Origin of the sequence: Lentibacillus sp. JNUCC-1 (assembly GCF_009741735.1) — a bacterium.
In the GTDB taxonomy this organism is placed as follows: Bacteria; Bacillota; Bacilli; order Bacillales; family Amphibacillaceae; genus Lentibacillus_B.
The window spans coordinates 14,327-40,373 of sequence record NZ_WHOH01000001.1; the positions used below are offsets into that span (position 1 = coordinate 14,327).

General features: G+C 41.5%; 25 protein-coding genes and 3 pseudogenes. 5 read left to right on the forward strand and 23 right to left on the reverse strand.

Annotated features, from left to right (window positions below; genetic code table 11):
• Positions 1 to 108: 108 nt before the first annotated feature.
• From spoVE to bshC, 11 genes and pseudogenes are all read right to left on the reverse strand, one after another.
• Entirely contained in the window at positions 109 to 1,218 is a 1,110-nt protein-coding gene (gene spoVE / locus JNUCC1_RS00090; protein WP_156643458.1) for a stage V sporulation protein E, read from the reverse strand.
• 74 nt (positions 1,219 to 1,292) lie between these two features.
• Positions 1,293 to 2,639 carry a UDP-N-acetylmuramoyl-L-alanine--D-glutamate ligase gene (gene murD, locus JNUCC1_RS00095; RefSeq protein WP_156643459.1) on the reverse strand — a complete coding sequence of 449 codons (1,347 nt, stop codon included), beginning with the start codon at positions 2,637 to 2,639 and terminating at the stop codon, positions 1,293 to 1,295.
• Positions 2,636 to 3,622 carry a phospho-N-acetylmuramoyl-pentapeptide-transferase gene (gene mraY, locus JNUCC1_RS00100; protein ID WP_331713530.1) on the reverse strand — a complete coding sequence of 329 codons (987 nt, stop codon included), beginning with the start codon at positions 3,620 to 3,622 and terminating at the stop codon, positions 2,636 to 2,638. The genes murD and mraY overlap by 4 nt, the downstream gene beginning before the upstream one ends.
• Before the next feature lie 36 nt (positions 3,623 to 3,658).
• Positions 3,659 to 5,029 carry a UDP-N-acetylmuramoyl-tripeptide--D-alanyl-D-alanine ligase gene (locus tag JNUCC1_RS00105; RefSeq protein ID WP_156643460.1) on the reverse strand — a complete coding sequence of 457 codons (1,371 nt, stop codon included), beginning with the start codon at positions 5,027 to 5,029 and terminating at the stop codon, positions 3,659 to 3,661.
• A 2-nt stretch (positions 5,030 to 5,031) separates the two neighbouring features.
• A pseudogene (locus JNUCC1_RS00110) lies at positions 5,032 to 6,500 on the reverse strand (UDP-N-acetylmuramoyl-L-alanyl-D-glutamate--2,6-diaminopimelate ligase).
• A gap of 189 nt (positions 6,501 to 6,689) precedes the next feature.
• Positions 6,690 to 8,626, reverse strand: a pseudogene (locus JNUCC1_RS00115) (stage V sporulation protein D).
• 79 nt (positions 8,627 to 8,705) lie between these two features.
• Entirely contained in the window at positions 8,706 to 10,907 is a 2,202-nt protein-coding gene (locus JNUCC1_RS00120) for a penicillin-binding protein (RefSeq protein WP_156643461.1), read from the reverse strand.
• 5 nt (positions 10,908 to 10,912) lie between these two features.
• Complete coding sequence (ftsL, locus tag JNUCC1_RS00125; protein WP_156643462.1) at positions 10,913 to 11,290, reverse strand: cell division protein FtsL; 378 nt, start codon at positions 11,288 to 11,290, stop codon at positions 10,913 to 10,915.
• Positions 11,291 to 11,323: 33 nt separating this feature from the next.
• Positions 11,324 to 12,255: pseudogene (rsmH, locus tag JNUCC1_RS00130) on the reverse strand (16S rRNA (cytosine(1402)-N(4))-methyltransferase RsmH).
• An 18-nt stretch (positions 12,256 to 12,273) separates the two neighbouring features.
• A complete protein-coding gene (gene mraZ / locus JNUCC1_RS00135; RefSeq protein WP_156643463.1) occupies positions 12,274 to 12,705 on the reverse strand; it encodes a division/cell wall cluster transcriptional repressor MraZ in 432 nt (143 codons plus the stop codon).
• A 187-nt stretch (positions 12,706 to 12,892) separates the two neighbouring features.
• Positions 12,893 to 14,521 carry a bacillithiol biosynthesis cysteine-adding enzyme BshC gene (bshC, locus tag JNUCC1_RS00140; protein WP_197431580.1) on the reverse strand — a complete coding sequence of 543 codons (1,629 nt, stop codon included), beginning with the start codon at positions 14,519 to 14,521 and terminating at the stop codon, positions 12,893 to 12,895.
• Between the two features lie 184 nt (positions 14,522 to 14,705).
• Between bshC and JNUCC1_RS00145 the strand changes: the two genes are divergently transcribed.
• On the forward strand, positions 14,706 to 15,191 hold the full coding sequence (locus JNUCC1_RS00145) for an N-acetyltransferase (RefSeq protein WP_156643465.1): 486 nt from the start codon (positions 14,706 to 14,708) through the stop codon (positions 15,189 to 15,191).
• Between the two features lie 75 nt (positions 15,192 to 15,266).
• On the opposite strand, the gene JNUCC1_RS00150 is transcribed toward JNUCC1_RS00145, so the two are convergent.
• The 5 genes from JNUCC1_RS00150 to JNUCC1_RS00165 all read right to left on the reverse strand — a co-directional run bounded on the left by JNUCC1_RS00150 (position 15,267) and on the right by JNUCC1_RS00165 (position 17,518).
• On the reverse strand, positions 15,267 to 15,755 hold the full coding sequence (locus JNUCC1_RS00150) for an RsfA family transcriptional regulator (protein WP_156643466.1): 489 nt from the start codon (positions 15,753 to 15,755) through the stop codon (positions 15,267 to 15,269).
• A 106-nt stretch (positions 15,756 to 15,861) separates the two neighbouring features.
• Positions 15,862 to 16,056 (reverse strand): hypothetical protein, encoded by a 195-nt coding sequence (locus JNUCC1_RS18375; protein WP_231746920.1) that lies wholly within the window; start codon positions 16,054 to 16,056, stop codon positions 15,862 to 15,864.
• Positions 16,017 to 16,598 (reverse strand): enoyl-CoA hydratase/isomerase family protein, encoded by a 582-nt coding sequence (locus JNUCC1_RS00155; protein ID WP_231746921.1) that lies wholly within the window; start codon positions 16,596 to 16,598, stop codon positions 16,017 to 16,019. Before JNUCC1_RS00155 ends, JNUCC1_RS18375 begins: the two co-directional genes overlap by 40 nt.
• Before the next feature lie 128 nt (positions 16,599 to 16,726).
• Positions 16,727 to 16,900: a 50S ribosomal protein L32 gene (rpmF, locus tag JNUCC1_RS00160; RefSeq protein ID WP_156643467.1), complete on the reverse strand. Its 174-nt coding sequence runs from the start codon at positions 16,898 to 16,900 to the stop codon at positions 16,727 to 16,729.
• Between the two features lie 36 nt (positions 16,901 to 16,936).
• On the reverse strand, positions 16,937 to 17,518 hold the full coding sequence (locus tag JNUCC1_RS00165) for a YceD family protein (protein WP_331713533.1): 582 nt from the start codon (positions 17,516 to 17,518) through the stop codon (positions 16,937 to 16,939).
• A 152-nt stretch (positions 17,519 to 17,670) separates the two neighbouring features.
• Between JNUCC1_RS00165 and JNUCC1_RS00170 the strand changes: the two genes are divergently transcribed.
• Complete coding sequence (locus tag JNUCC1_RS00170) at positions 17,671 to 18,888, forward strand: nucleotidyltransferase (protein ID WP_156643469.1); 1,218 nt, start codon at positions 17,671 to 17,673, stop codon at positions 18,886 to 18,888.
• Between the two features lie 4 nt (positions 18,889 to 18,892).
• Here JNUCC1_RS00170 and JNUCC1_RS00175 read toward each other — a convergent pair whose 3' ends face one another.
• The gene (locus tag JNUCC1_RS00175; RefSeq protein ID WP_156643470.1) at positions 18,893 to 19,921 is read right to left on the reverse strand and encodes a SepM family pheromone-processing serine protease; all 1,029 of its coding nucleotides are present in this window, start codon (positions 19,919 to 19,921) and stop codon (positions 18,893 to 18,895) included.
• A gap of 153 nt (positions 19,922 to 20,074) precedes the next feature.
• On the opposite strand from JNUCC1_RS00175, the gene ylbJ reads away from it, so the two are divergent.
• Positions 20,075 to 21,280 carry a sporulation integral membrane protein YlbJ gene (gene ylbJ, locus JNUCC1_RS00180; RefSeq protein ID WP_269448120.1) on the forward strand — a complete coding sequence of 402 codons (1,206 nt, stop codon included), beginning with the start codon at positions 20,075 to 20,077 and terminating at the stop codon, positions 21,278 to 21,280.
• 18 nt (positions 21,281 to 21,298) lie between these two features.
• On the opposite strand, the gene coaD is transcribed toward ylbJ, so the two are convergent.
• The 6 genes from coaD to JNUCC1_RS00210 all read right to left on the reverse strand — a co-directional run bounded on the left by coaD (position 21,299) and on the right by JNUCC1_RS00210 (position 24,278).
• Positions 21,299 to 21,781 (reverse strand): pantetheine-phosphate adenylyltransferase, encoded by a 483-nt coding sequence (coaD, locus tag JNUCC1_RS00185; RefSeq protein ID WP_156643471.1) that lies wholly within the window; start codon positions 21,779 to 21,781, stop codon positions 21,299 to 21,301.
• A complete protein-coding gene (gene rsmD, locus JNUCC1_RS00190; RefSeq protein ID WP_156643472.1) occupies positions 21,774 to 22,352 on the reverse strand; it encodes a 16S rRNA (guanine(966)-N(2))-methyltransferase RsmD in 579 nt (192 codons plus the stop codon). The genes coaD and rsmD overlap by 8 nt, the downstream gene beginning before the upstream one ends.
• A 439-nt stretch (positions 22,353 to 22,791) precedes the next feature.
• The gene (locus tag JNUCC1_RS00195) at positions 22,792 to 23,064 is read right to left on the reverse strand and encodes a YlbG family protein (RefSeq protein WP_156643473.1); all 273 of its coding nucleotides are present in this window, start codon (positions 23,062 to 23,064) and stop codon (positions 22,792 to 22,794) included.
• 35 nt (positions 23,065 to 23,099) lie between these two features.
• Positions 23,100 to 23,537 carry a YlbF family regulator gene (locus tag JNUCC1_RS00200; RefSeq protein ID WP_156643474.1) on the reverse strand — a complete coding sequence of 146 codons (438 nt, stop codon included), beginning with the start codon at positions 23,535 to 23,537 and terminating at the stop codon, positions 23,100 to 23,102.
• 95 nt (positions 23,538 to 23,632) lie between these two features.
• Positions 23,633 to 23,866, reverse strand: a complete 234-nt coding sequence (locus JNUCC1_RS00205; RefSeq protein ID WP_156643475.1) for a YlbE-like family protein — start codon at positions 23,864 to 23,866, stop codon at positions 23,633 to 23,635.
• A gap of 13 nt (positions 23,867 to 23,879) precedes the next feature.
• Positions 23,880 to 24,278 carry a YlbD family protein gene (locus JNUCC1_RS00210; RefSeq protein ID WP_331713534.1) on the reverse strand — a complete coding sequence of 133 codons (399 nt, stop codon included), beginning with the start codon at positions 24,276 to 24,278 and terminating at the stop codon, positions 23,880 to 23,882.
• Between the two features lie 151 nt (positions 24,279 to 24,429).
• Between JNUCC1_RS00210 and JNUCC1_RS00215 the strand changes: the two genes are divergently transcribed.
• Both JNUCC1_RS00215 and ytvI read left to right on the forward strand, forming a co-directional pair.
• Positions 24,430 to 24,798, forward strand: a complete 369-nt coding sequence (locus JNUCC1_RS00215; RefSeq protein WP_156643477.1) for a YugN family protein — start codon at positions 24,430 to 24,432, stop codon at positions 24,796 to 24,798.
• A gap of 163 nt (positions 24,799 to 24,961) precedes the next feature.
• Positions 24,962 to 26,020 carry a sporulation integral membrane protein YtvI gene (gene ytvI, locus JNUCC1_RS00220; protein WP_156643478.1) on the forward strand — a complete coding sequence of 353 codons (1,059 nt, stop codon included), beginning with the start codon at positions 24,962 to 24,964 and terminating at the stop codon, positions 26,018 to 26,020.
• The last annotated feature ends 27 nt before the right edge of the window (positions 26,021 to 26,047 follow it).

The window sequence follows — 26,047 nt, forward strand, 5'->3', positions numbered from 1 at the left end:
TGATTTTAAACAGAACGAAACGGCATTAAAAATCAGCCGTTCCATCAGTGATTATTTAAATTATATCACAATATGAATCAATTACATATACCCTTGCCCTTTTGTTTGTTATAGTCTCGTAAATCGGCTGATATTCAATAAAATACCGACAGAACATAACGTTAATGTCAGTGAAGATCCGCCATAGCTCAGAAAAGGCAGCGTTATACCGGTAACAGGTATTAAACCAATGACAACACTAATGTTGATCATAACCTGAAGTGTAAGCATTGATACAATTCCAAGAGCAAGGAAGGAACCAAATGTATCAGGGGCTTCCAGAGCAATTTTAATTCCTCTCCAGAACATAACCGCAAACAGAAACAATACAAATGTGCCGCCGATAAACCCAAGCTCTTCTCCCAAAATGGAAAAAATGAAATCAGTTTGGGGTTCCGGCAAGTAAAAATACTTCTGGAGACTGTTCCCGATTCCGACCCCCAGTAAACTGCCTGGACCTATTGCATATAAGGACTGAATAATTTGGAACCCATCTCCCAGTGGGTCTTCCCAGGGATTAATGAAAGCTGTAATACGGCTAATTCGATAAGGTGCCGAAATAATCAATCCTAAAAAGCCAATAACACCTAAAATCGCCAGACCAAAAAAATGACCGAGTCTTGCTCCAGCGGCAAAAATCATGGTCATGCAGGTCAAAACAAGCACCACGCCTGTCCCAAGGTCGGGCTGCATCATGATTAAACCAAACGCAACAAACACAAGCAAAAGTGATGGGAGGAAACCTTTTTTTAATGACGTAATCTTCTTTTGATGCGTTGATAGATAACTTGCCAGAAAAATGATTAAACCAAGTTTCATAAATTCTGAAGGCTGAATACTAAAAGCGCCTACACCAATCCAGCTCTGAGCACCTCCGCGGATCATCCCGATCCCTGGAATCAGTACAATAATCAACAGCACAAAACATGCAGCTAAAATGATCTTAGCATACTGTTTGAACAGTGTGTATGGAATTTTCATAAGTATAAACATTGCCGCAACTCCCGCTCCAATAAAGAGGAGCTGCCGCTTCACGTAAAAAAAGGCATCATCATATTTATATTCTGCCCATACATAAGAGGCACTGAATATCATTATAATCCCAATCAGCAACAGGAATATAATCACGCTTAATAATGTGTAGTCCGGTGTGTAACGTTTATCTTTATAAGAATTCAAAAAAACACCCCTTTTCCGGATTGGAAGCGGGGCGTGTTATATAATAATCTGACCGTACTATGTTAAACAAGCCCCTACATTAATCTATGCACAGCTTGTATAAACATGTCACCTCTTTCTTCGAATGTCTTGTATTGGTCCCAGCTGGCACAAGCCGGAGACAGCAAAACGATATCCTCATGTGTGGCATAATCATAAGCCGTTGTCACGGCATCTGTTACATCTTCAGCCAAAGCGATGTTATCAATGCCCGCTTTCTTTGCTAAGTCAGCCAGTTTTTGCCGTGTTTCCCCGAAAGCTATTAAAGCTTTAACATTCTTTAGAGAAGGTAGGAGTTCATCAAATGTCTGCCCGCGATCAAGACCACCCGCTAGCCATATGGTTGGCTGTTTAAATGACGCAAGGGCTTTTTTGGCAGCAAGGATATTTGTTGCTTTGGAATCATTAAAGTATTTGCAGTGATTGACATTCCCAATAAATTGGAGTCGGTGAGGGATGCCCTTAAATGTCTTAAGAACATGTTTGATGGCCTCGTTGTTTACCCCGCTGATTTTGGCGACAGCCACAGCCGCCAAAATATTCTCCAGGTTATGAGATCCCACGAGAACCATTTCTTCAACAGGCATAATTTGTTCCTCTTTAAAATAGATATATACTTGATCTGTCCAAGCCCCTTCTCCTTGTCTGGTATGCATTGAGAACGGCACACAGGTCGCTTTGGCGTTTTGTATCGTATCTTTAACAATAGCTTGATCAGCATTATAAATGAGATAGTCATTTGAAGTCTGATTGGCAAAAATCCGTGATTTGGCCTCAACATAATGGGCAAATGTTTTATGGTAATCCAAGTGGGCCTCATATAAATTAAGCAACACCGCAATATCCGGCTTAAAAGTTGCTGTTCCGGCCAATTGAAAAGAAGATAACTCAAGCACCAGCTTATCGCCTGTTGTCATTTGCTGAACCATCTCTGTAGCGGCTACACCTATATTGCCGGCTACCTTGGGATGTTGATCAGCAGCTTGAAGCATCTCTCCAATCAGGGTTGTTGTGGTGGTTTTTCCATTCGATCCTGTAATGCCGATTATTGGACCTTCTGTCATATATCCAGCGAGTTCAACCTCGGTAATAATTGGAATACCGCGTATCAAAGCTTCTTTCAGCACTGGATTCTCGTAAGGAATTCCGGGGGTTTTAATAATAACTTCAACCTGATCAAGAACAGAAATAGGATGTGTGCCAATGACCAATTCAGCACCAAGCTTTTCGAGTTTGGAGATCGCCTCATGATTCTCTGCTTTTAAATCATTGATACGAACATTTTTATTCGCTTGTAATAAAAACTCAGCAGCTGCAGTGCCACTTCTGGCAAGACCTAAAATCAATATATGGTTATATGGAAAGTCTTCTTGAAATTTCATGTCAGCCACACCTCAATATAAAGAGCAAGTGCTGCAAAAATCAATCCTACAAGCCAGAAAGTTGTGACTACGCGCCATTCTGACCATCCAAGCAATTCATAATGATGGTGTAGAGGACTCATTTTGAACACACGTTTGCCAGTTGTTTTAAATGAAATAACTTGAATAATAACAGAGAGTGTTTCAATGACAAATACACCGCCGATCAAAATCAGCAGTATTTCCAGTTTGGTCAGAATTGCGATCGCGGCAATTGAAGCACCTAATGCAAGTGAGCCTGTATCCCCCATAAATACTTTGGCAGGATGGGCGTTGAATACGAGAAAACCGAGAAGCGCACCCACTACCGCCAAAGTGAATATTGTCGTTTCAGCCCCCGCCTGAGCATGCCACGCAAGGATCCCGAATGCCCCGAAAGCAATGGCTGCTGTGCCCGCTAGGAGACCATCAAGCCCATCTGTTAAGTTAACTGCATTTGAGCCGCCTACCAGCATCACAACCACAAGAAGTGCATATCCCCAGCCGAGATCCCATTGAAGGTCTGTTCCTGGAATGCTGACCACAGTGGAAAAGTCCCCGTTCAACAGGACTACATAAAATATAACGCCAATTAAAATTTGACCAAGCATTTTCTGCTTAGAGGTTAAACCAAGATTACGCTTCAAAGCAACTTTTATAAAGTCATCCATAAAACCTAGCGCACCGTAACCGAGCATGACAAATATCAGCAGCCAAAATTCATACCCGATTGAACCGCCCATAACTTTGATCGTCATTATAACAGTTGTTAAAATAGCACTGATCACAATCATGATTCCGCCCATTGTTGGGGTGCCTGTTTTTTTCAAATGAGATTTAGGGCCTTCTTCCCGTATACTCTGTCCGAATTTCAGTCTACGCAAAAACGGTATAAAAATCGGTGATATGAGGACGGTCATCAAAAATGCCATCGTTATTGTTATGATTAGTGTAAAGATGTTCACTGTTTCTCCTCCTTGTACAGCAACCGTCCAAATCGTTTAAGATGGATCGATCAATCGTTCAATCATTGTTTCAAATTGCATACCCCGAGACGCTTTGAATAAGATAAGGCTATCCTGATTCAAATATGGACTCAGAAGCTCAATCATATCATATTTCGATGCAGCATGGGACGTATGAATACTTGAATTATGCTGTTGAATATCTTCAATAATCTCCTTTGCATCTTCCCCGAGCGTAAATACAGCGCTAATCTGGGTTGGATCTATCGCATCTGTAACAGAACGATGCATGGCTTTGGAGTCTTCCCCCAGTTCGAACATATCTCCCAGGACAAGTACTTTTGAAGCGAAACCCTTCATATCGTTAACAACTTCAATTGCTGCTTTCATAGACGTTGGTGAGGCATTATAGGCATCATTAATCACAGAAACATCACCTTGCCCTTTTAGCAACTCAAATCGCATTGCTGTCCACTCCAAAGATTTAAGCGCTTTTTTAGCCACATCTCGCGGAATGGAGAGAGCTTCTCCTACACGGGCTGCAAAGGCAGCATTCAAGGCGTGATGTTTGCCTAAAAGAGGAATTGTATAATCAGACTCTTGACCAAGTGTGAACACTGTTTGATGATGTTGAACTTCAACGTCTGATACACCCCAATCGTTTGCTGAACCAAATCCGCAAGTTGCCGTATGTGAAGGAAGGTCAGCATGCGTCAAAAGAGGCTCATCCCCATCTATAACCAGCAATCCATTTTCTTTAAGCCCTATGATTATTTCCATTTTTGCTTGTGCAATGCCTTCGCGCGACCCCAGAAAAGCCATATGCGATTCCCCAATATTGGTAATGACGGCGATATCCGGCTGGGCAATCTTTGACAATTGTTCAATTTCACCGAAACGGTCCATTCCCATTTCCAGCACAAGTAACTCTGTCTCTGCAGGCATGGATAAAATAGTCAGTGGAAGACCAATGCCATTGTTATAATTGCCCAGTGTATGGTGTGTTTTGTATTTGGTTTTTCCAACTGCTGCGATCATATCCTTTGTTGTCGTCTTCCCGTTGGAACCTGTCACACCTACGACGACCGGATCCACAAGTATTCTATAAGCGGAAGCCAGTGTTTGCATAGCTTCTGTGGTATCCGTTGTTAAAAACAGCGGAAAATCATCAGGTAAAAATTCTGGTCTTTCTAAGTCTTCTTGCCAAACTGCTGCAACAGCTCCCTTATTAAAGGCTTCCTCCATAAATTGATGCCCGTCAAATCGCTCTCCAACAATAGGAATAAATAATGTATTAGCTGACGATTCCTTACTGTTTGTTGTTACGTGTTCAATTTGGGTTTGAGCATCCGGCTTACCAGAATACTGTTTTAATATAGTCGCTGCCCATTCTGTTGTAAATAGCATATTCATAGCTCCTTATTCTCAATAGCTTCTTTTGCTGCTTTTCTGTCGTCAAAAAGTAACTTTGTTAAACCGATTTGTTGGAATGTTTCATGCCCTTTGCCCGCAATCAGTACGACATCACCCTTTTCAGCTCGTGAAACGGCTGCCTTAATAGCTTCTTTTCGATCTTCAATGACCGAATAGTGCGTGTCCTTGAGTCCTGTTGTCATATCGGCTAGAATGTCTTTCGGGTTTTCTGTACGTGGATTATCTGAAGTGAAAAAACACCAATCTCCGTATTGAAGTGCTGTTTCAGCCATTAATGGCCGTTTTGTCCTATCTCGATCTCCACCACACCCGACCACAACATACGTATGCCCTTGACAAACTGTTTGATGGTTTGCAGAACGTTCAATAATGAATCCGGTGTATGGGCATAATCCACGATGACCGAAAACGACTGACCTGCTTCAACTTGCTCGAATCTTCCCACCACCCCTCGCATACCTTCCAACGCTTTCTTGATATACGCAATTGGGACCTGATGTGCGAGGGCAGCACTGCTGGCGGCCAACATGTTATACACATTGAAGTACCCGAGCATTCTGGTATGTATGTGTACAGATTGATTTTCAGTCTCCAGGGTAAATGAAGTACCCCCTGCCTCAACCTGTATATTCTTTGCTCTGACGTCACAAGGTGTATGGGTACCATAAGTCATAACAGGCTGGGCTGTACTTTTTCGCATCAAGTCAGCAGAAGAATCATCGTGATTTAAAATTGCATATTTGTGAGTGTTAACATCATATTGATTACCCATTTGAGAAAAAAGCAAACTTTTCGCATGAAGATATTCTGTCATTGTTTTATGATAATCCAAATGGTCCTGTGAGATATTTGTGTAAATGGTTGTCAGGAACTCAGTGCCGTAAACCCTTCCCATATCCAAAGCATGGGAGGACACTTCCATGATCACAACATCCACGCCTTCAAGAAGCATACGTCTGAACGTCTTCTGCAAAAACAAAGCGTTTGGTGTCGTATTTTCGATTGGTTCTGTTTGTGACCCGATTTTCAGCTGTATGGTGCCAATGACGCCCGTTTTCATCCCGTATTCCGAAAAGATGGCTTCTAATAAGTAGGTGACGGTTGTTTTTCCGTTTGTACCCGTAACCCCAATTACAGGCAAAGTTTTTGTAGGATAAGAGAAAAACTTAGCTGCAAGCATTGCAACAGCTTTCCTTGTATCCCTTACATAAACAACTGGAACAGAAGCCTCAAGTTGTCTTTCGGCAATGATGGCAACTGCTCCGTTTTTAACCGCTTCTTCAGCATAATCATGACCGTCTGTCACATGACCATCTACACACACAAAAAGGGTACCTGTGGAGACTTTTCGGGAATCATCTGTGACATCCATAATCTCGATAGCTTCTCCAGAAGACGCTGAACGCACGTTAGGAAGTGCTTTTAACAGCTTACTTAATTTCATATTCCCACACCCATAATTCCGACTTGGATTTCAACCAAAGCATATATCCAACTCCCCCTTGTAATCTTCATAATGTGAAGTACGTGCAGACAAGGTCTCAACATCAAATGTGCGTCGTCGGATATCAGGGTGTATGCTAAACGTATTGTTTTTATTGTGCACGCAACATTATTATAGCAAATTCAACGTTCATTCTCGATGTTTTTTTTCAGCTAAATAAATTCTTACTGTGCTGCCTTCTTCCAGTTTCACACCTGGCTTAGGATCCTGATCAATAATGTAATCCCCTTCACCACTTGTCTTCAATGATAAAGTTGTCATATATTCATTCAGTTTTTCTTTATTTAACCCGATGAGATCAGGCACTTCGACTTTTGGCTGGTCAGGCCACTGATAGTCTTTCTCAAGTCCTTCTTCCCGTCGTTCAACTCCAAGGGCCTGCAAGCTGTCTTCTATAACTCTTCCAACGATAGGAGCTGCGACAACACCGCCGAACTGAACCGTCCCTTTCGGATTATCAATTGCTGTATAAACGACGATCTCAGGATCATCAGCGGGTGCGAAACCTATGAACGATACGATATGATTATTTTGCATATAACGTCCATCTTTACCGACCTTTTGGGCTGTTCCGGTTTTCCCTCCGACGCGATAGCCCTCAACATAAGCTGGACGACCTGTTCCATTAGCGACCACACTTTCAAGGGCATGACGAACTTCTTTGGACGTTTCTTCTGATATGACTCTTTGCTTCATATTAGGTTCATATTTTTCCACGCTTTCTCCATTTTGCGGATCTAGCCATTCACTAGCAATATGCGGCTCATACAAATAACCGCCGTTGATCGCTGCTGATACTGCCATAACCTGTTGAATTGGTGTCACTGATACCCCTTGGCCAAAAGATGTGGTACCAAGTTCCACTGGCCCTACCTGGTCCTGTTTAAATAGAATGCCATTGCCTTCACCCTGAAGATCTATGCCTGTTTTCTTTCCGAAACCGAACTTTTTAATATACGAAAACAGTCTTTCTTTACCGAGATCCTGACCCATGCTGACGAATCCGGGTTACAGGAGTTTTCTACAACCTCCAGATAAGTCTGATCTCCATGCCCGCCGCTTTTCCAGCAACGAAGCTTGGCTCCTCCTACTTTAATCGAGCCATTATCATGGTAATGATCATGCTCAAGATCAACGGTGTTTTCTTCCAATGCGGATGCGAGCGTAATGATTTTAAATGTTGAGCCTGGTTCATATGTGCTCCAAATTGGGAGATTCCGATCGTAAATGTCAGAATCAACTTCCTGATAATTTTCCGGGTTAAAGTTCGGTCTTGAAGACATGCCAACGACCCCGCCTGTCTTCGGATTGACTGCAATCGCAAGGGCGCCATCAGGATTATACTTCTCCATAGCAAGATCCAGCTCCCGTTCAATAATGGACTGGACTTTAAAATTAATCGTTGTTTTGAGATTCAAACCGTCTGTCGGTGGGGTATATTCGTCGGCAAGCGTGTTCATCCGCCGTCCCTTGGCATCGGAATAATAAGAGAGACTTCCAGCATCACCGCTCAATTGTTCATCATAAAAGAGTTCAAGTCCCATCAATCCCTGATTATCTATCCCGGCAAAACCAAGTACATGTGACAAATCATCCCCATGCGGATAATGCCGCTTGGAATCTTTTGCAAGATAGACGCCAGGTAAATCCAGTTGCCTTAATGCTGATTCCTGTTCCTCATTAATTTTTCTTCCTTCCGGATGCAGGTTGACACTGGATGCATTTCGCGTCACATACTCTAAAGCATCTTCTTCTGATATATCCAAAATGCCTGCGAGTTTATGGGCTGTATCATCGGGGTTTTCAATTTGTCTTGGAATGACCACAACGGATGGAGCTGTGACATTCTCCGCAAGTATTTCGCCCTTTTCATCCAGAATTAATCCCCGTTCGGGTTCAAAAACGATATCTCTGGTCCACGACTCATTTGCTTTATCATACAATTCATCACCAATAACAAATTGTACATAACCGAGTCGCAAATCAATGACCAGAAAGATGATCAAACCAAAAAGAAAAGCAGTGACCACCCGTCTTCTTATCGTTACAGCAGATACATGTCGCATGATTCATCCCCTCTTCATAGGTAGGCTTGTATCCACTATATGATAAAAAATACGGAATAGAACACTGCTTACAGACAAGCTATTCGTTCGTGTTGTCTTCTGAATTGTCTCCGCCATCTTGTGTCGTTTCAAGAACGTCAAACGTTACGGACAGCGTCTTGTCGCCCTTGATTTTCTCTCCGGCAGAAATACTTTGCTTAACGGCGTAGCCTTCTCCTTCCAGCTTTATCTCCAGGTCCAGCATATCAGCCAATTGTAAAACGTCCCTTTTTGACCAACCGCTTATATCAGGCATGATGGGGTTTTCGGTAACAAATATTAATCGCTGACCAGGTAAAATGAGGTCATCCTTTTTCACATTAGCTGATATGATTGAGGACGCTTTGCCTATAAAGGTGGCCTTAAGACCGTGTTTTGAAGCAAATTGCTCCAGCTTATCTTTAGTTGCACCCTTCACCTTTGGCATTTGTATCGGGTTAACCGATGCGTCTGTCTCTTTATCGGGATCAATATTCAAATAATGGAGGCTGTTCTCCATAACGTTTTTAAATATAAACGAAACAGGCATAGACCCATATTCGGTGGGTTTTAATTCTGGCTGTTTTACTTGAACAAGCATCATTAGCTTTGGGTCGTCTTTTGGAGCCATACCAAGGAATGAAAATATATTATTCTCACGCCCGCGCAAATGTCCAGGAGCGTCAGGATTCGCAATTTGGGCTGTGCCCGTTTTCCCTGCTACGGAATAATCCTCTAATGCATAGATGTGCCCTGTTCCCCCTTCTTCTGTCACCACATCTTCAAGCAGATCGAGCACCCGATCAGCTGTTTCTTTTGAAATAGGCTGGCCAGCGGGTTTCGGGGCTTTTTCTTCGATCACCTTACCATTCGAGGAGTCAATGATCTTTGATTTGACGAAAGGCGTCATCATCTGGCCATCATTGGCAATAGCACTTGCCGCCTTCATAAGCTGAATGGGTGTATAAGTGCTCCCTTGTCCAAAAGAGGCCGTCAGTTTATCTGAAGGCCATCTGTATACGATTTTTCCAGTTACTTCACCCGGAAGGTCTATGCCGGTTTTCTTATCCATATCAAAGGCATGTAAATAATCCAGGAATGTATCTGGGCCCATTTTTTCCCAGACAAGTTTTGAAGCAGCAACGTTAGAGGAACGTCTAAACCCTTCATCATAGGTGATTTCCCCCCATCCTTTTCCGTTATTATGGTCATGAACGGGGGTTACAAGATCACTTACTTGGTATTTGCCGGATTCATATAATTCGTCTCCTTTATAATTTCCGGATTCAATTGCTGCTGCCCATGTCAGCATCTTCATGGTCGAACCAGGCTCTATTGGAGTTGAAACGGCATCATTATACCAGTTTTGAATATTGTCGGGATGGTTCGGGTTATAACTGGGCCGATTGCTCATAGCCACAATCTCACCTGTTTTTGGATCCATCACAATTGCGGTCATGCGTGATGGTTTGTATTCAGTTTCTACTTGCGTCATAACATCTTCTAGTAATGTTTGTACCTTTTGGTCGATCGTTAAAGCGATGTTATTTCCATCTTCAGGCTTTTTCACTACTTCATTAGGATTGAGCAGTTTTGTTCCGAATCGGTCACGTTCGTAAGAGATATGGCCAGGTTCCCCCTGGAGCATGTCATCCATTTGCTTTTCCATACCTGTGACACCTTTAATATTTCCAGATTCATTTTTCTGGGCAAAGCCAACAATTCTTGAAGCGAACAAGCCATTCGGATAGTAACGGATCGCATGTTTGGTGAAACCAATACCCGGCAATTCCAGATCCTCGATGTCGTCTTTTGTTTTTTGAGATAGTTCCTTACCTGAAGAACCGAATTCAACTTGAGTTTTTTCATTTTCAAGTCCCCATTCAATTCGTTCAAGAATATAACTTTCGTCCACATCCAAAAAAGGAGCAAGCTTCTCTGCCGTTTTTTGCGGATCAACGACATGCTGCGGCTCCTTTTCATTAACTGTGAAAGCATCGTCCACTGTAGCAAACAGGGTAAACGTTGGATGATCATAAGCAAGTTCTACGCCGTTTTTATCCAAAATTTTGCCCCGTTCTGCACTGATGGAATAGGATGTCGTCCTTTTATCTTTAGCCCATTCTTTCAAAGACACATCGTTGACTGTGCCAGAGGCCTGAATGTATAAAAAGCGCCCGGCCACTCCCAGAAATACAAAGGCAAAAATAACGATGAATATGCCTGCCATCAAATGTGTGTGCTTATGCTTATTTTTGTTCATGCCAATCACCTTGCATTGCTGTTCATCAGATTCGCTTGTTTCACTTCAGCATTTTGAATCGTCAGACCGTGTTCTCTTGCAATCTGGGTGATCCGTTCAGGACGGGTCAGTTCCTGTTTTTCAAATTGAAGATTCTCATTCGTCGTTTGTTGAACCGAAATTTTACGTTCCAGCGATTGCACGTCACGATTGAGTGAATCCATTGATGAAGAATATGACACGATAAATATACTTGCCACTATTAAGCATACACTTGCAAATCCGTAAATCAGTTTTTCCCCTTTAGTAATCCAACCTGATTCTTTAACTTTTACAACTGTTTTTGGTTGGGAGGCAGCAGGTATGTATGACTTTTCCCAACTCCGTGCATGGCTTGTATTCATAAGCAATTCATCCTCTCCTGGACAATTAGTGGATTATATTTTTTCTACGATTCTTAATTTAGCTGAACGTGAACGTCGATTTGCTTCCAATTCTGCTTCATCTGCTACAATTGGTTTTCTGGCAATTAATTTAAATGGTGCTTCGTGATCTTTTGGTAAAATCGGCAAATTTTTAGGGACAGGTTTTGGTGTGCTCCATCTTTTGAACAATTGCTTGCATATTCGATCTTCTAAGGAATGAAAAGTGATAACAGCAATTCTTCCGCCTGGAGAAATTACTTCTGCAGCCTGATTGAGGGCATCTTCAAATACATTCAGTTCATCGTTCACAGCAATTCTCAAAGCTTGAAAAACCCTTTTTGCCGGATGCCCACCCTTTCGTCTGGCTGCAGCAGGTATGCCTGCTTTAATGAGTTCCGTCAACTCATAAGTCGTATGAATCGGCCTTTGTTCTCTTTCTTGTTCAATTTTACGGGCTATCTGCTTTGAAAATTTCTCTTCCCCATATTTAAAGAAAATACGTACCAAGTCGTTATAGGACCATTGGTTGACAATGTCATAAGCTGTGAGCTCATTCGATTGGTCCATCCGCATATCGAGTTTGGCATCATGTTGATAACTGAATCCTCTTTCGCCTCGATCCAGCTGAGGAGATGATACACCCAGATCAAATAAAATACCATCCACTTCATGAATATCCTGCTTTTCCAATTCAGCTTTCAGATGCCTAAAATTCGCCCTGATATAGGTGATATCTGAATGATACTCTGAAAGTCTTTCTTGTGCAGCATCCAGAGCATCCTGGTCCTGATCAAAGGCGACCAATCGGCCATCTCCACTTAGCCTCTGTAAAATGGATTCTGAATGCCCCCACCTCCGAGGGTACAATCCACATAGAGCCCATTCGGTTTAACATTCAAGCCTTCAATTGTTTCGCTTTTCAATACACTGTAATGATCAAACACTCAAACACCCACTTTTGTTTATATATCGAAATCAAGCAAGTTTTCGGCTATATCATCAAAGGATGCTTCAGATTCATTAAAGTAATCATCCCAAATATCAGCGGACCAGAACTCTACTCGATTGGAAACACCAATGACGACACATTCTTTATCAAGCGCTGCGTATTTGCGCAGCGGTTGCGGAATGTTTATTCTGCCCTGTTTATCGACTTCACATTCCACTGCTCCGGAAAAGAAAAACCTTGTAAAAGCCCGAGCATCTTTTTTGGTGAGCGGGAGTTGCTTTAATTTCTCTTCAACTGTTTTCCATTCTTCCATGGGGTAGGCAAATAGACATTGATCAAGTCCACGGGTCACAACAAACTGTTCACCAAGCTCGTCACGGAACTTAGCTGGGACAATAATACGTCCCTTTGTATCAAAGTTATGTTGGAATTCTCCCATGAACATCTATTCCACCCCACTTTCGTAACACAATGTTACCACACCCCCCACTTTCTACCACCATTTTATTTGGATCACTATTAAATTAGGACTAAAGAACTGATTCAACAACAAAAAAACGACCTTTTCGCCGATAATACGAGCAAAAAGATCGTTTGAAAAAGTGGGGAGCGGTGGTACAAGAAATCTCCAACTACAAATATACGACATAGTGCCCCTGGTCGTCTGGCCATGGTTGATTCGCCAGTTTCTCAAACATTTCCATGCCACAATCATTTAAGAATGGGAGCGGCGTCCAAATACGTTCTTGTAAATTACTCAGAGGCCGAATTGCCTGTTCAATTAAATCAAATTCCGCTATTTCTTCCCTGTGTCGGGCTTTTATCCTCTTTGTAATATGCTTTTCAAGTTGTTCCAGTTCACGATGAAGGTGCAGTAAATTGGTTTGAGCCATATGACCGAGATCTGGTTGTATTTTTTCAGCTGCTTGGCTGAGTGGCTGATGTGCCGTCGTTATAGCGCGTTTCACCTCTGTCACCATCTCTTCAATTGGTGGATTGAACTGAGCTGAAAGCCAATTGCCCTTTTCTCCACTGGTGCCACTGCGAATGACATTTCCGACATGGATATGATGCTTCTGCAGTGCACGTTCTGTATCTCGTCCCACATATGTAAAGGACTTACGTGGTAATACAGGGGGCATTTTGAGACCACAAGCTGAGAAGGCTGGTTTCAACGCTGCCCAGTAACTTATTTCCCCGGGACCTCCCAGAAATGCGAGCGCTGGAAACAGCCATTCTTGCATTAAGGGTCTTGTCACCACATTATTGCTTAAACGTTCTGGAGTTCGGCTTGCAGTTTCCAGCAAATTTTCAGTCGTCAGTTCTATGTCATGCGCTTTACTTCTCCATAATCCTGTGTTTTCCTCCTTAAATAAAAGAAGCCGCTGGCCATTGACATGATAGAACAAATGACCTTCATCCGGTTCTGTTTCAAGAGATAGTGTGTAACCGTGCTGCTTAAGTGATTGCACTGATTGATGAACACCATTTGCAATCTCCGGTTGTCTGTTAATTAACTCCAAAAAGCAGTCCGTTTCAAGTTGGCGCAGTTCTCGATTATCAGAATCGACAAGCACAAGTCCAGAATTGGGAAAGAGCCGGTAAATAACGCGGGCAAAAAAATCAACATATGTTTTAGAATGCTTCAAACAAGAAGACAGAGTTTCATACAGATTTTTGGAATGTGCTGTTTCATTCATCAACATAAATAGATCATCAAGCCATTGAAGGGCCTTTTCGTGATCTATCGAGATTGAGGAAACCGGGACTTTATCAGGGGCATGCTGGCCGATGGGCTTTTTCTTCATACCACCTTCATCTGGCATATACACATGGTTGATTTCTGCAAAATCATGATCCTCCCCTGCCATCCAAAAAACGGGTATGACTGGTACGCCCTGTTTTTTCTCCTGCTCTTTTGCCATCTGAAGAACAGATAGTATCTTATTAATGGTATAAAGCGGACCTGTTAATAAACCAGCCTGTTGCCCGGCAATCACAACCACACTGTTGTCATCTTTAAGGCGTTCAATATTTTTATTTGATTCTTCAGGAGCAGCCCAATTTGCGTTCATTTTTTTTAACGCATCGGTAAGAGCATTACGATTATAAGTGTTGTTTTTCAAATCTTTAAGTCTGGTTTGGAAAGATGATTCATCAAAAGGATTATAATGAAAATGTGACATCATATATTCACTTTCATTATAATAGTCTTGCAATAAAGGCTGATGAACATCCAATGGTATTGAGTGAATTTGCATCTGGCTATACTCCTTTAATGTTAATAGTCGTATATGTATTCTACACGAATCATATGAGTCATTCATTTAATCTGTTTTGACCTCTATGGCATCTTCGTTTAATTATAGAGCAATTTATATTATAATAAAAGGTATACAGAATTTGTGTTTAAAGAAAGTAAAAATGAAATTGAGGGGGATGAATATGGATCGTGTTAAAGTTGAGAAACTCTTAATCAATTATAAGACACTCGAGCAATTTAAACGTTTTCGTGAATATGGCAACCAGGAGCTGTCCATGCTTGAGGATCTGCAGAACAACATTGTCGAAAATGACAGTGAGTCACCATTTTACGGCATTTATTATGGCGACACTCTCGTAGCAAGAATGAGCTTATATAAAGTACCAGCCAAATATGATGCTTATTTTGATCCGCCACAGGATTATCTGGAGCTGTGGAAACTAGAAGTGCTGCCAAGTTATCAGGGGAACGGATATGGGCGGAGACTTGTGGAATATGCAAAAAGCTATAATCTGCCTATCAAAACCAGCCCTCGCGTAAACTCAAAGGGTTTCTGGGAGAAAATGGGCTTTGTGAAAGCACACTATGAAATGGAAAGAGACCTTGGAGAAAACCCATTAATATGGATGGTCGAAGGGGTTCAAGAAAAAGTTTCAAAAACAGATTAATCAACACATAAAAGAAATCCGACCATCGATTCACGTTCCATTTTGAATCGATGGTCGGATTTTTATTTCCACAGTTTAACGCACTCTTTTTTCTGTCACCCATTCCCATAACTTACCCATTTCAGTCCAGGCTGCTTCATATCGTTTCAGCCTTCGCTTTAATGTTTCATTTTCTTCTTTAAGCGTCATTACGACATCATACTTTTCATCCATCAAGCCATCGAACTCAGCGGGCTGTTGTTTTTTCATATTCTCGAGTAAACGGATCGCTGAATCAATGGGGTCATGTTGGGATGAAGCGTGTGACTGGAGGTTAGGATTGTGTATCTGGTCCGTTATACCTGTTTTTCTGTCCTGCTTTGCCTGTTGAATCGCTTCTTCATAATGCCTGCGTATCGTAGCATTCCAGCGAAATCCACATGCAGCAGAGGTCCGGGACAATTGATTCGCAACGTCTTTAAAAGCTTCAAGCTGTGTTTTTCCCTCTCTTATATAGCGAAGCACAGTTTCTGCCAATATAATGTCTTCATCTCTGGACCATGCATCCTGTCTGGAATTACTCATGCCATCACTCCTTACCTTTTGCTATCAATGTATGCTAAAGATAGGTGTGATAGACTATTATTTTATTAAAGATTATGTTCATTCTTATTTCTAGCTGTAAATTCTTTCAATGCTTCACGGTGCCGCGGGTTCCCCACAGACTTGCAGCTGCGCGTACATCTTCATTCATTTGCGCAGATAAAGCAAGCATGGGGACTTTGTTACTGAACTGCCGTTTAAACATCAGCATTTGATCGATAGATCGTTCCAGATATGGCTCAATCAGCTGCTTATGTCCATCCACTTCTGTTTCTGTATACAAATGATGAATCCAGCCTTTTTCCAGTAATGCAGGGGCATTGTAAATGTTCGCTTCCACAAGCCAGCGGAAAGCAAAATTCGGGTGTACTTTTTCATACAGCAACGTACCGCCTCCCCAACCCGGGCTATCCCAAGACTGGATTGCACAAATCCAAAATCAGCGGTATTTTTTGCAATTCGAAAATCACATGCCGTGGCCAATTCACAACCGCCTCCAAGCGCATGGCCATTTAGTACAGCGATTGTCGGTACAGGAAACGAAGCCAATTCATATAAAACTTCTTTCATAGGATATAACATCGAAAAAGCTTCGTCAGGGCTCAAATCACTATGCAAATCAATTAAATCTCCCCCAGCACAAAACATATCATTGCCTGTATTCGTTATCACGAGGCACTTCATTGCATCTTGTTTTGCCTGAAGAAGGATTTTCTTCAATGCCACTGCCATTTCATTCGATATTGCATTTCGTTTTTCAGGACGATTAAGTTTAATTAAGCCATATTCTCCATTGAATAATTCATATTGCACTGTATGTTCCATCTATATCCTCCATTTATAGTCAGCGTATACCCTTTACTATACCACAACTCACAATAAAAGAGGTATTTGAGTTTGAAAGACAAAAACAGGTCATCCCTAGGGATGACCTGTTTTTACATGCTTGTATATTAATCGTTAACAACTTCTTTGCCGTCATAATGTCCGCATGATTTGCACACATGATGTGATTTGGTGAGTTCACCACAGTTAGGGCATTCCACCATGTTTGGCACATGCAGCTTTTTATGAGTACGACGTTGATTTTTAACCTTTTTTGAGGTTCTTCTCTTTGGTACTGCCATGACTTACACCTCCTTGACTACAGCGTATGGGTTAGCTTATTCGGACTTGTCCTTGAAATAGGATTCAAGTTTTTGCAGACGGGGATCAACAGTGTCTTCTTGTTGTTCTTCTGCAACAAATGCCCATCCTTCCCCTTCAACAGGCACATTATCCTGTGAATTCGCCTGATCGGAAAAGACTCGGAAAGGCACGTTCAATAAAATGTGCTCCTTTATATAAGGAGTCAGATCCAATGTTTCGCCCTCTACAGGATGAATCTCATTTTCTTCATCTTCATCACTGAAGTATTCGGAAGTTGAAAACACCTCATGGGCTCCAATATCAAACGAATAATTGACGTCTGTCAATGTTCGTGCACATGGTAAAATCATATCCCCTATTAGATTAAATGAAAAGATAATTTGCTCACCATGGTACTCACAAAACCCTTTGACTCTGACAGGTTCAATTTCTCTGATATCATTATTCATCGACTGCAGTTCTGAAACATCTACTAACTGATCAAATGTCATCGGTTCTTTAAAAGCTTTTTTCCTAATTTGACCCAATGTAAATTTCATTTCGATCACCTCAGGCACAAAGGTTATTTTAAATTGTATTCCGTGTTTTGTCAACATATTTTCTTTACATCATTGAACAAAACCAAAAGCTTATCATGCTCTTCTCTTCATCATACGCAATTTAAATTCAATTATCCAATGAAGCACCGTGTGGACAAGCACAAAATTTGATACAATAGCACCAATAGCCACTATTAGGAGCTGATGTTATGAAAACTTGCGGCCTGGTTGTCGAATATAATCCCTTTCACAATGGGCATGTCCACCATATAAATCAATCGCGTCAGACATCGGAGGCGGACTGTATAATCGCAGTGATGAGCGGATCCTTCCTGCAAAGAGGTGAGCCGGCTATAATTGACAAATTCCATCGGGCGAAAGCTGCTTTGCTGTCCGGCGCGGATATTATTCTGGAATTGCCTTATGTATATGCCGTACAGGGAAGCAACTTTTTCGCTGACGGCGCTGTCCGTGTATTGAATGAAATTGGTGTGGATAGCATTTGTTTCGGGAGCGAGTCAGGTGATATTTCCCGCTTTCTGTACGCGTACCACCAATTGGAAGCGCATCAAAATGTGTTTAGTAAGACCCTCACAGCCGGTTTGGACGAGGGGCTGTCGTATCCTTCAGCCAGTAAATACGCCTATTTGGCTGCTGGTATAGACCCTTCCAAACTGGATCTTTCAAAGCCAAACAATATACTTGGCTTTAGTTATGTGAAATCCATCATGGCGCTTAACAATGGCATTCGTCCATTGACGATTAAAAGAATTAAGAATGATTATCATGATGCAGATATCCGTCATGCTATTGCCAGTGCAACGAGCATAAGACAAGAACTTCTTAAACACGAGCATATATCAGACGCTGTGCAACATGCTTTACCAGATGCGATGTATGAAATGTTGCTTGATTATCAGATGAAAACCAACATATGGCATACATGGGAACACTATTTTCCTTATCTGAAATATAAAGTCATAACTATGAGTCCTATGGAGCTGGCAGAAATTCAAGGTGTGGATGAAGGGCTCGAGCATCGTATAAAGAAAACTGCCAAAACAGCTGTTTCATTCAACGATTGGGTTGCTCGGATCAAAACAAAACGCTACACTTGGACAAGATTGCAGCGCATGTTTGTTCATATATTAACGGGAACAAAGAAAAAAACAGCAGCACGATTCCTTCAAGACACGCAAGCCCCATACGTACGTTTGCTTGGCATGACCCCGACCGGACGTACATATTTAAGTAAGCAGAAAAAAAAGATGAGCATACCGCTCATCTCCAGAATGCCTGATTTAAACCATGAGATGTTGGATATTGAGGAAAGGGCTCAGGATGTTTATTATAGTATACTGGAACCTAACGTACATACAGCGTTATTTCAACAAGAATTAAAAGGACCAATTATGGTCGACCCTTAAAATGTCAAGACGCCGGTTTTAATTGCTGAATATAATCAAGAGCTTCATCGAACGTATCAATTGGGATAATCTTCATATCCGTGCCGATTTCTTCTGCCGTTTTCAAAGCTGTTTGGTAGTTGGAATCGGAGGCTCCTTCTTCATTAGGTGCAAAAAAGAAGTCACACCCTTCACGATCTGCAGCCACCACTTTCTTATCGATTCCGCCTATGCGTCCGACATTGCCGTCATAACCAATCTGCCCCGTCCCTGCAATTTGATAGCCTTTCGTCAAATCTTCTTCAGTGAGCTGATCATATATCTCAAGAGAGAACATAAGACCGGCACTCGGTCCTCCGATACGTCCGCTTGAAAAGTTCACTTCAGGATCAACCTCGACCTTCCTATCTGTTACAAGACCGACACCAATTCCAATTTTACCGTCATCCCGGTCCGGATACTCAATCAATTCAATTGACTTCGTATGTTCTTCCCCTTCACGATCAATCACGAGTTTAATCTCTTCACCTGCTTCCATTGTATCCACAACATCAATCATATCCTGTGCCTGAGAAACATTCGCACCGTTAATTTTTACAATTTGGTCGCCTGATTTAAGAGCGCCCTCTGCTGGCATTTTTTCAAATACCTGAGCTACGTAAACGCCGTCATATTGAATATTTATATCTGCTTTAGCTGCCTGATAAGCCACTACCGTAGATGCTTCCTGGGAATTTTCCATCATTTCGAGCTGAGCATGCATATATTCTTTTCTCGTAACATCTTCCGGAAAGACCGTATTAATATCTCTAATTTCATGATGGGGCAATATAGAGGACCATAAATATTGAATCGGCGTCGCCTGTCCGCCGCTTACGGTTACGAGATGCATATCCCCTTCACTTTGATAGCCTCCTTCAACTGCTACAATCGGATTCAACGCATCTGCTCCACCTGGCTTATATATGTAATAAGGCAATTTGTAATTTGCTAGAAAAAAAGCAAGCACAATGATGGCAACAAGTGCGATTAAATGCCGTTTGGTAAATTTCATGATGAGTCCCCTTCCTGATTTATTAATAACTACCATTCATATTTATGCACACTCATAGCGTATATTGTTAAAGACTTGTACGTGCAACACTATTTTACACGCAGATAAAACAACATGTACAGCGTGAGCTGAGTTTATTGGAGGGCCGATCGGTTGAGACAAATAATGATGACTCTATTGCTAGCTTCCCTTGCCGTTGGACTTGCCCTGGCTTTAATTACATTTCCTGAACAATCGCTGGACGCAAGTGTCCGAGGCTTAAACATGTGGTGGGAAGTGGTTTTCCCCTCACTTCTACCCTTTTTTATCGCAGCTGAACTGCTGATCGGTTTTGGTGTGGTTCAATTTATAGGGCTTCTATTTGAGCCTGTTATGCGCCCTCTTTTTAACGTCCCTGGCGCAGGAAGCTTTGCCTGGTTTATGGGAATGGCCAGTGGTTACCCATCTGGAGCAAAGATTTCTGCCAGACTCCGTGAAGAAAATCAATTAACGAAAGTAGAAGCAGAGCGGCTTGTATCGTTTACAAATGCTTCAAGCCCATTGTTTGTTTTCGGTGCTGTCGCTGTTGGTTTTTTTCATGATGCCCGCTTAGGGCTTTTACTTGCTCTTGCCCATTATGCCGGGAATACGCTTGTGGGCCTTAGTATGCGCTTCTATAAACGGCGTAATACCCACACAAAACCAACTGAACAAAAGGCTGCAGTAAGTATCAAAAAAGCGTTTCAGAGCATGCATCGTACCCGATTGAATGATCCGAGACCGCTCGGGGAAGTTATCGGAGACGCCGTTTTGAACGCGATTCAAACACTTGTAATGGTCGGTGGTTTCATTATTCTTTTTTCTGTTCTGACAAAATTGCTACACATTATCGGCATTTCTACAGCTGTCGGTAGTCTTATACAGTATTTTTTCCTAATGATTAAACTAGCCCCAGAACTATCAGTTCCTTTTATATCCGGATTATTTGAAATCACACTTGGTGCTCAACTGATTTCACAGTTATCGATCGATTCGTTGCTGCAGAAAATGGTGATCGTTAGCTTCATCTTGGGATTTAACGGTTTTTCTGTACAGGCACAAGTCGCCAGTATTCTGGCTAAGACAGATATCAGCTTTAAACCATACTTTTTTGCCAGAATACTGCACGGCATGTTGGCAGCACTTTTAACAATATTACTGTACAAACCCGTTTATTTAAATCGGTACCCTGCTGATGAAGCGGTAACGACTGTGGGTCAGGACTTCAATACATCCCTTTCTGCTGACATCCTAAACGTTTTAAGTGAATATGGACCTTTTTTGACCATTGCCAGCCTCGGTATTGCTGTTTTAATTCTTATTAACAAAAAGAATCAATAATAGGATTGAGGATACAACTCAATCAGTAAATTTTTCTATTAGTGCCCTCTCCACTGGTTCAGGTACCAATCCTGAAACATTTCCTTGGTATTTGGCAACTTCTTTAACAATACTGGAACTTAAAAATGAGTATTGATTGTTTGTCATCATAAAGAAAGTCTCAATGTTTTCATCAAGCTTTCGGTTCATTGATGTGATCTGCAATTCATACTCGAAGTCACTTACTGCTCTCAGACCGCGAAGGATCGCATGGGCCCCTTTTTTTCGAGCATAATCAATCAATAAGCCTTCTGAGACATCCACATGAACATTAGGTAAATCTGCGGTCACTTCTTTAAGCAAACTGATTCGTTCTTCTCCTGTGAATAGCGGTTGTTTGGAGTGATTGTTAAACACAGCAACAATCACCTCATCAAACACTCGAGCGCCACGCCTGATAATATCCAAATGGCCGTATGTTACGGGGTCAAAGCTGCCTGGACAGATTGCAAGTCTATTCATGATCTTGTGCTCCTTTATCTAGAAATTGATACAATGTTATAGCGGTTGTTTTGCCATATTGTGCTCGTTTTATGAGGGTAAGATTCATATTCTCCTGAGGCAATTCTTCATCGGGATCATGTTCGCAATAGATGATCGCTTCGTCATTAATGAGTTGTTGTTTAATAAGCGCCTCTATTACGGCTGTGTAATTCACCTTTTTATACGGCGGATCAATAAATATTAGATCAAACCTCTGTTTGCCCCTGCCCATTTTGTCGATGGCACGTAATGCGTTGGTTTTTAATATCTCTGCCCGTTGGCTGAGCCGGAGTGCGTTGATATTTGTTTGAATCGTATGTACAGCAGGCTTTGACTGGTCAATAAATATACAAGTGTCCATACCGCGGCTTAAAGCTTCGCACCCCAATGCACCGCTTCCGGCAAATAAGTCCAGACAAGCACCGCCATTAAAATAAGGCCCCATCATTTGAAACGCGGCTTCTTTTATTTTATCTGATGTCGGCCTTGTCATTTTGCCAGGCACAGCCTTGAGAGGGTGTCCTTTTAAATCACCTGAAATAATGCGCATGTCTCACACCTCAGTTATTAATCTTGATTATCGTACCACAAAACACGCTACAAATAAATTAGAGCTATGATATGTATAATATCGCAGCCTTTGTCAATAATAATATACTGAAACAGTCAAGACATGCAATTTGGCTGTTTAGAATTCGGAAGATGCTTAGACTTCCCCCTAAGTATTTCTTCCGGTTTCTCCTCTCCCTTTGCTTTTTTGTTTTCCGGAAGAAAACAAAAAAGAGCCTGCAGATCTATGTCTGCAGGTTTTTTTATTGCTTAGGAAATGATAAAATATCCGAGCTGTTAATAAAGATTGTCAAGGGACCACGTCCAGCTCCAACGCCTACCCCATCGAGTCATAAGCAAGAACGCTACGTGCCAAAGATCGCCACTACGCGTTCTTGCTTATGATTTTCGGGGTGACCAGGGCGTTTCCGCTTTTGTTCTTAAATGCCCATTTTATAGTCATATTCTTTTGCTTTGTCCACTTTAGCATTCTCATAATCGGTTTGAATAAATGGCTTATAAGATCGATCAACTTTTGAAATAAAGGATTGTTTTAACAGCTTTTGTTCAACTGAATCAATCTGCTCCATATCAACGTATAATACCGCATACTTCATTTTTTTCGAAACATGAACCAGATGTCCAAAACGTTTAATGTATTTTGTGTTACGCATTTGCTGAAACCAGACAATTAAACCTTGTCTTTCTTTCATGGAATCATTCCCACCATTTCTTTATACGATTCTATTTAGGAAGCACAACCGCATTTTCCGCCGCTGCCACAGCCACAACCACTGTCAGTAAGTGCTGCACCATCCCTGGGTGCTTTGATATTAGCACTTGCACTGCCTGCAATCAGTTCACTTACGTCATCAAGCAAAGTCTGTAAATGACGTTCAGCAATTTTAAACGATGCAATAGAATCATGCATATCCATAGCACGTTTAGCGGCGCGCACTTTTTTCATAATTTCATTATAATCCGGATGGTACCGACCAAAGCGCTGGATGTCATCGTAATCATCCTTTAACTTATTGAAGTCGTATATATATTTTTGAGCCTGTTTATCTTCGTTCATTGCTATTCTAGCTTGCTCGTAAGCTTTCACAACGTCGGATTGGGTAATGATCTTGGCAAGCTTTTCACTGCAATCCAGAATATCTACATATTCCATCGTCGCAAACATGTCTATCACCTCTAAAAACATGTTATCATGTTAACGGCTGAAAGAAAAGCACAGAACGCGGATTTACACTGTTAATCCGCCCAATAAAGGACAGGCTATTCTCTCATCATAGAGGCCATTTGAATAAGCATGTGAAGCATATCCAGACGCTGGCCGGCTCTCTCCACCTGCTGAGGCCATGTTTTGCCATAGAAAACCTTCGCGGCTTTTTCAAGCTCTGCCATCTTTTCCGGTTCTCTTGTCAGTAACCGATACCATTCTGGATGACGTCGCACAAACAAATGAAGGTCAGGACGACTTTGCAAATATTGATGAGTGGCTTCCTGCATGTTTTAACCTCCTTTAGTCCTTAAACCATTCAGGATGTTTGGAAGCATCTGGATCAACTGAGGCCTGTGGGTTTTTTGAACTCTGAAATTGACTGATTAATTCCTGGATTGTTCCAATTGTTCCGCTTAATTGCTGAGCATGACCTTGTATTTTGTTAAGGTCAACCGTTTCGGAAAACTTTTTTAGTTGTTCAATCATTTCTGTTTGTTTTCGAGGCTCATTTTTATCATCCTGATTTGTTGGAGATTTAAAAGCATCCCAATATGGATCATCTTCACCAAGCAGAATCCACTTTTCATAATATGGTTGCCACGCATGACCGCTTCTTCTAATGGATTCAATTAGTTTTGGGTGTTGATTGATAAATGTTTTAAATGCCTGCACATCGGGGTGCAGATTCCTTTGAGACACAATCATTCCCACCTTTCTGTTCCTTTTTCCATTATAGTGTATGCTGAAGGTGTCCTATCTGTGTTAAGCGCATTCGCACCTAAATAATTGCATCTTGATTTATTTAGTATTATGATAAGCATGTGTAAAGAATTATAGAGGGGTGAAAAGGTTGAGACTTGAAAATCTTGGCATCGAAGATATGATTTTAAACATAAAAACACTGGACCAATTAATGGGAAATCATGCATTTATTCGTGCTGGACAGTGGGATTATGAACGTGTGACCTATGACTATAAAATAGGTTCAACAGAAAAGAACATTACATATTATATTCGTGTTCAAGGGTATGCAGTTGAAGGTGATGTCGATCGAAAGACAGCAATCATTCAACTCAAGACTCCATTACTCGGGAAACATTATTATCCCCATGGTGTTGAATACGGGGAAGAAGAGAACTTCCCAGACAATCTGGTGGAACGAGCCAATAAAATATTGCAAGAGCTCAAAGCTGAATTGGCAGACTACCAGGCTGAATAAACTATTATAAAACCAGCGCATCTTGTTTAAGTGCGCCGGTTTTATTTTTGGAGAAAATCTCATTTGATAATGTTGCAAATAATTAAGAAAAACATCTGTTCAAATAGCCTATTTAATGCTATATTTCTATGTAGATACATAGTGAAAGGAGACTCACGTCAACTTGTTCCGTTTTCTCACAAAACGCCAATGGACCATCATATTACTTTTAGTTGTTACCGTTTTGACGCTTTACTTCATCCTGCCCATCTCCGTCCCGCTCGTTCTTGCCTTTATAACTGCTCTTATTCTAAACCCGGTTATAAGAATGCTTCAAAAGGCTTTAAAAGCCAGTCGGAAAATGGCTGTTCTGATTGTGTTCCTTCTTTTTGTTCTTGTTCTCGGCTTACTGGGCACTTTTTTTGTGACAAAGGCAATTTCACAGGTTGTAACTTTTGTTGAAGAAGTTCCAGCTTACTTTAACGAACTCACGGTAGTGTATGACGAATGGGAGGCCCGTTTTGAGTCCTATGCTCAAAACCTGCCATCGGAATTTGTTCAACAGGTATCCACCAGTTTTGAAGAAAACGTTACCTCCCTCAGTCAGACAGCAAAGGAAAAAATAACGATTGATTCAATTGCTCAGGTGTTTACGAGTATTCCAAATTACTTAATAGCATTTCTTGTTTATTTAATTGCTCTGTTCTTATTTATGCTGGAACTCCCAATTTTAAAAGCTAAAGCATATAATCTGATGACAGATGCAACTAAAGAGAAAGTTTCATTCATGAGTAACCGCCTGGCAACGGTTATACTTGGATTTTTAAAAGCTCAATTTTTTGTAAGCATTTTTATTTTTTTAATCTCCCTAATCGGTCTCTTGTTCATTGCGCCTAAGGTGGCATTTTTAATGTCGCTGATCATTTGGGCGGTAGACATGATTCCAATCATTGGCTCCATCATTATTCTCGGGCCATGGGCGATATTTATGTTCTTGTCAGGGGATATAGAAATGGGTGTCCAGCTCTCTATTCTGACCATCATATTGCTTGGAGTGAGGCGGACAGTTGAACCAAAAGTTATGGGCCAGCAGATTGGCTTATCTCCTTTGGCTACATTAATTGCCATGTTTCTCGGTCTGAAATTAATCGGCCTTTTCGGCTTTATACTTGGACCGCTTCTTGTCATCGCGTTTACCTCAGCCAGAGAAGCTGGTATTATTAAGTGGAACATTAAGATTTAACAAAAACACCCGAACAACTCCATTTAG

What these genes read in the sequence shown, in the direction of transcription:
- JNUCC1_RS00145 (WP_156643465.1), top strand. Translation starts at nt 14,706, where the DNA reads ATGGATCGTGTTAAAGTTGAGAAACTCTTAATCAATTATAAGACACTC.
- bshC (WP_197431580.1), bottom strand. Translation starts at nt 14,521, where the DNA reads ATGCAAATTCACTCAATACCATTGGATGTTCATCAGCCTTTATTGCAA.
- ftsL (WP_156643462.1), bottom strand. Translation starts at nt 11,290, where the DNA reads ATGAATACAAGCCATGCACGGAGTTGGGAAAAGTCATACATACCTGCT.
- JNUCC1_RS00195 (WP_156643473.1), bottom strand. Translation starts at nt 23,064, where the DNA reads ATGAAAGAAAGACAAGGTTTAATTGTCTGGTTTCAGCAAATGCGTAAC.
- JNUCC1_RS00150 (WP_156643466.1), bottom strand. Translation starts at nt 15,755, where the DNA reads ATGAGTAATTCCAGACAGGATGCATGGTCCAGAGATGAAGACATTATA.
- JNUCC1_RS00175 (WP_156643470.1), bottom strand. Translation starts at nt 19,921, where the DNA reads ATGAAATTTACCAAACGGCATTTAATCGCACTTGTTGCCATCATTGTG.
- JNUCC1_RS00200 (WP_156643474.1), bottom strand. Translation starts at nt 23,537, where the DNA reads ATGTTTGCGACGATGGAATATGTAGATATTCTGGATTGCAGTGAAAAG.
- rsmD (WP_156643472.1), bottom strand. Translation starts at nt 22,352, where the DNA reads ATGCGCATTATTTCAGGTGATTTAAAAGGACACCCTCTCAAGGCTGTG.
- coaD (WP_156643471.1), bottom strand. Translation starts at nt 21,781, where the DNA reads ATGAATAGACTTGCAATCTGTCCAGGCAGCTTTGACCCCGTAACATAC.
- JNUCC1_RS00170 (WP_156643469.1), top strand. Translation starts at nt 17,671, where the DNA reads ATGAAAACTTGCGGCCTGGTTGTCGAATATAATCCCTTTCACAATGGG.
- JNUCC1_RS00155 (WP_231746921.1), bottom strand. Translation starts at nt 16,598, where the DNA reads ATGGAACATACAGTGCAATATGAATTATTCAATGGAGAATATGGCTTA.
- rpmF (WP_156643467.1), bottom strand. Translation starts at nt 16,900, where the DNA reads ATGGCAGTACCAAAGAGAAGAACCTCAAAAAAGGTTAAAAATCAACGT.
- JNUCC1_RS00120 (WP_156643461.1), bottom strand. Translation starts at nt 10,907, where the DNA reads ATGAACAAAAATAAGCATAAGCACACACATTTGATGGCAGGCATATTC.
- JNUCC1_RS00165 (WP_331713533.1), bottom strand. Translation starts at nt 17,518, where the DNA reads ATGTTGACAAAACACGGAATACAATTTAAAATAACCTTTGTGCCTGAG.
- murD (WP_156643459.1), bottom strand. Translation starts at nt 2,639, where the DNA reads ATGAAATTTCAAGAAGACTTTCCATATAACCATATATTGATTTTAGGT.
- JNUCC1_RS00205 (WP_156643475.1), bottom strand. Translation starts at nt 23,866, where the DNA reads ATGCAGGAAGCCACTCATCAATATTTGCAAAGTCGTCCTGACCTTCAT.
- JNUCC1_RS00105 (WP_156643460.1), bottom strand. Translation starts at nt 5,029, where the DNA reads ATGCTATTTACAACAGAATGGGCAGCGACTATATTAAAACAGTATTCT.
- mraZ (WP_156643463.1), bottom strand. Translation starts at nt 12,705, where the DNA reads ATGTTCATGGGAGAATTCCAACATAACTTTGATACAAAGGGACGTATT.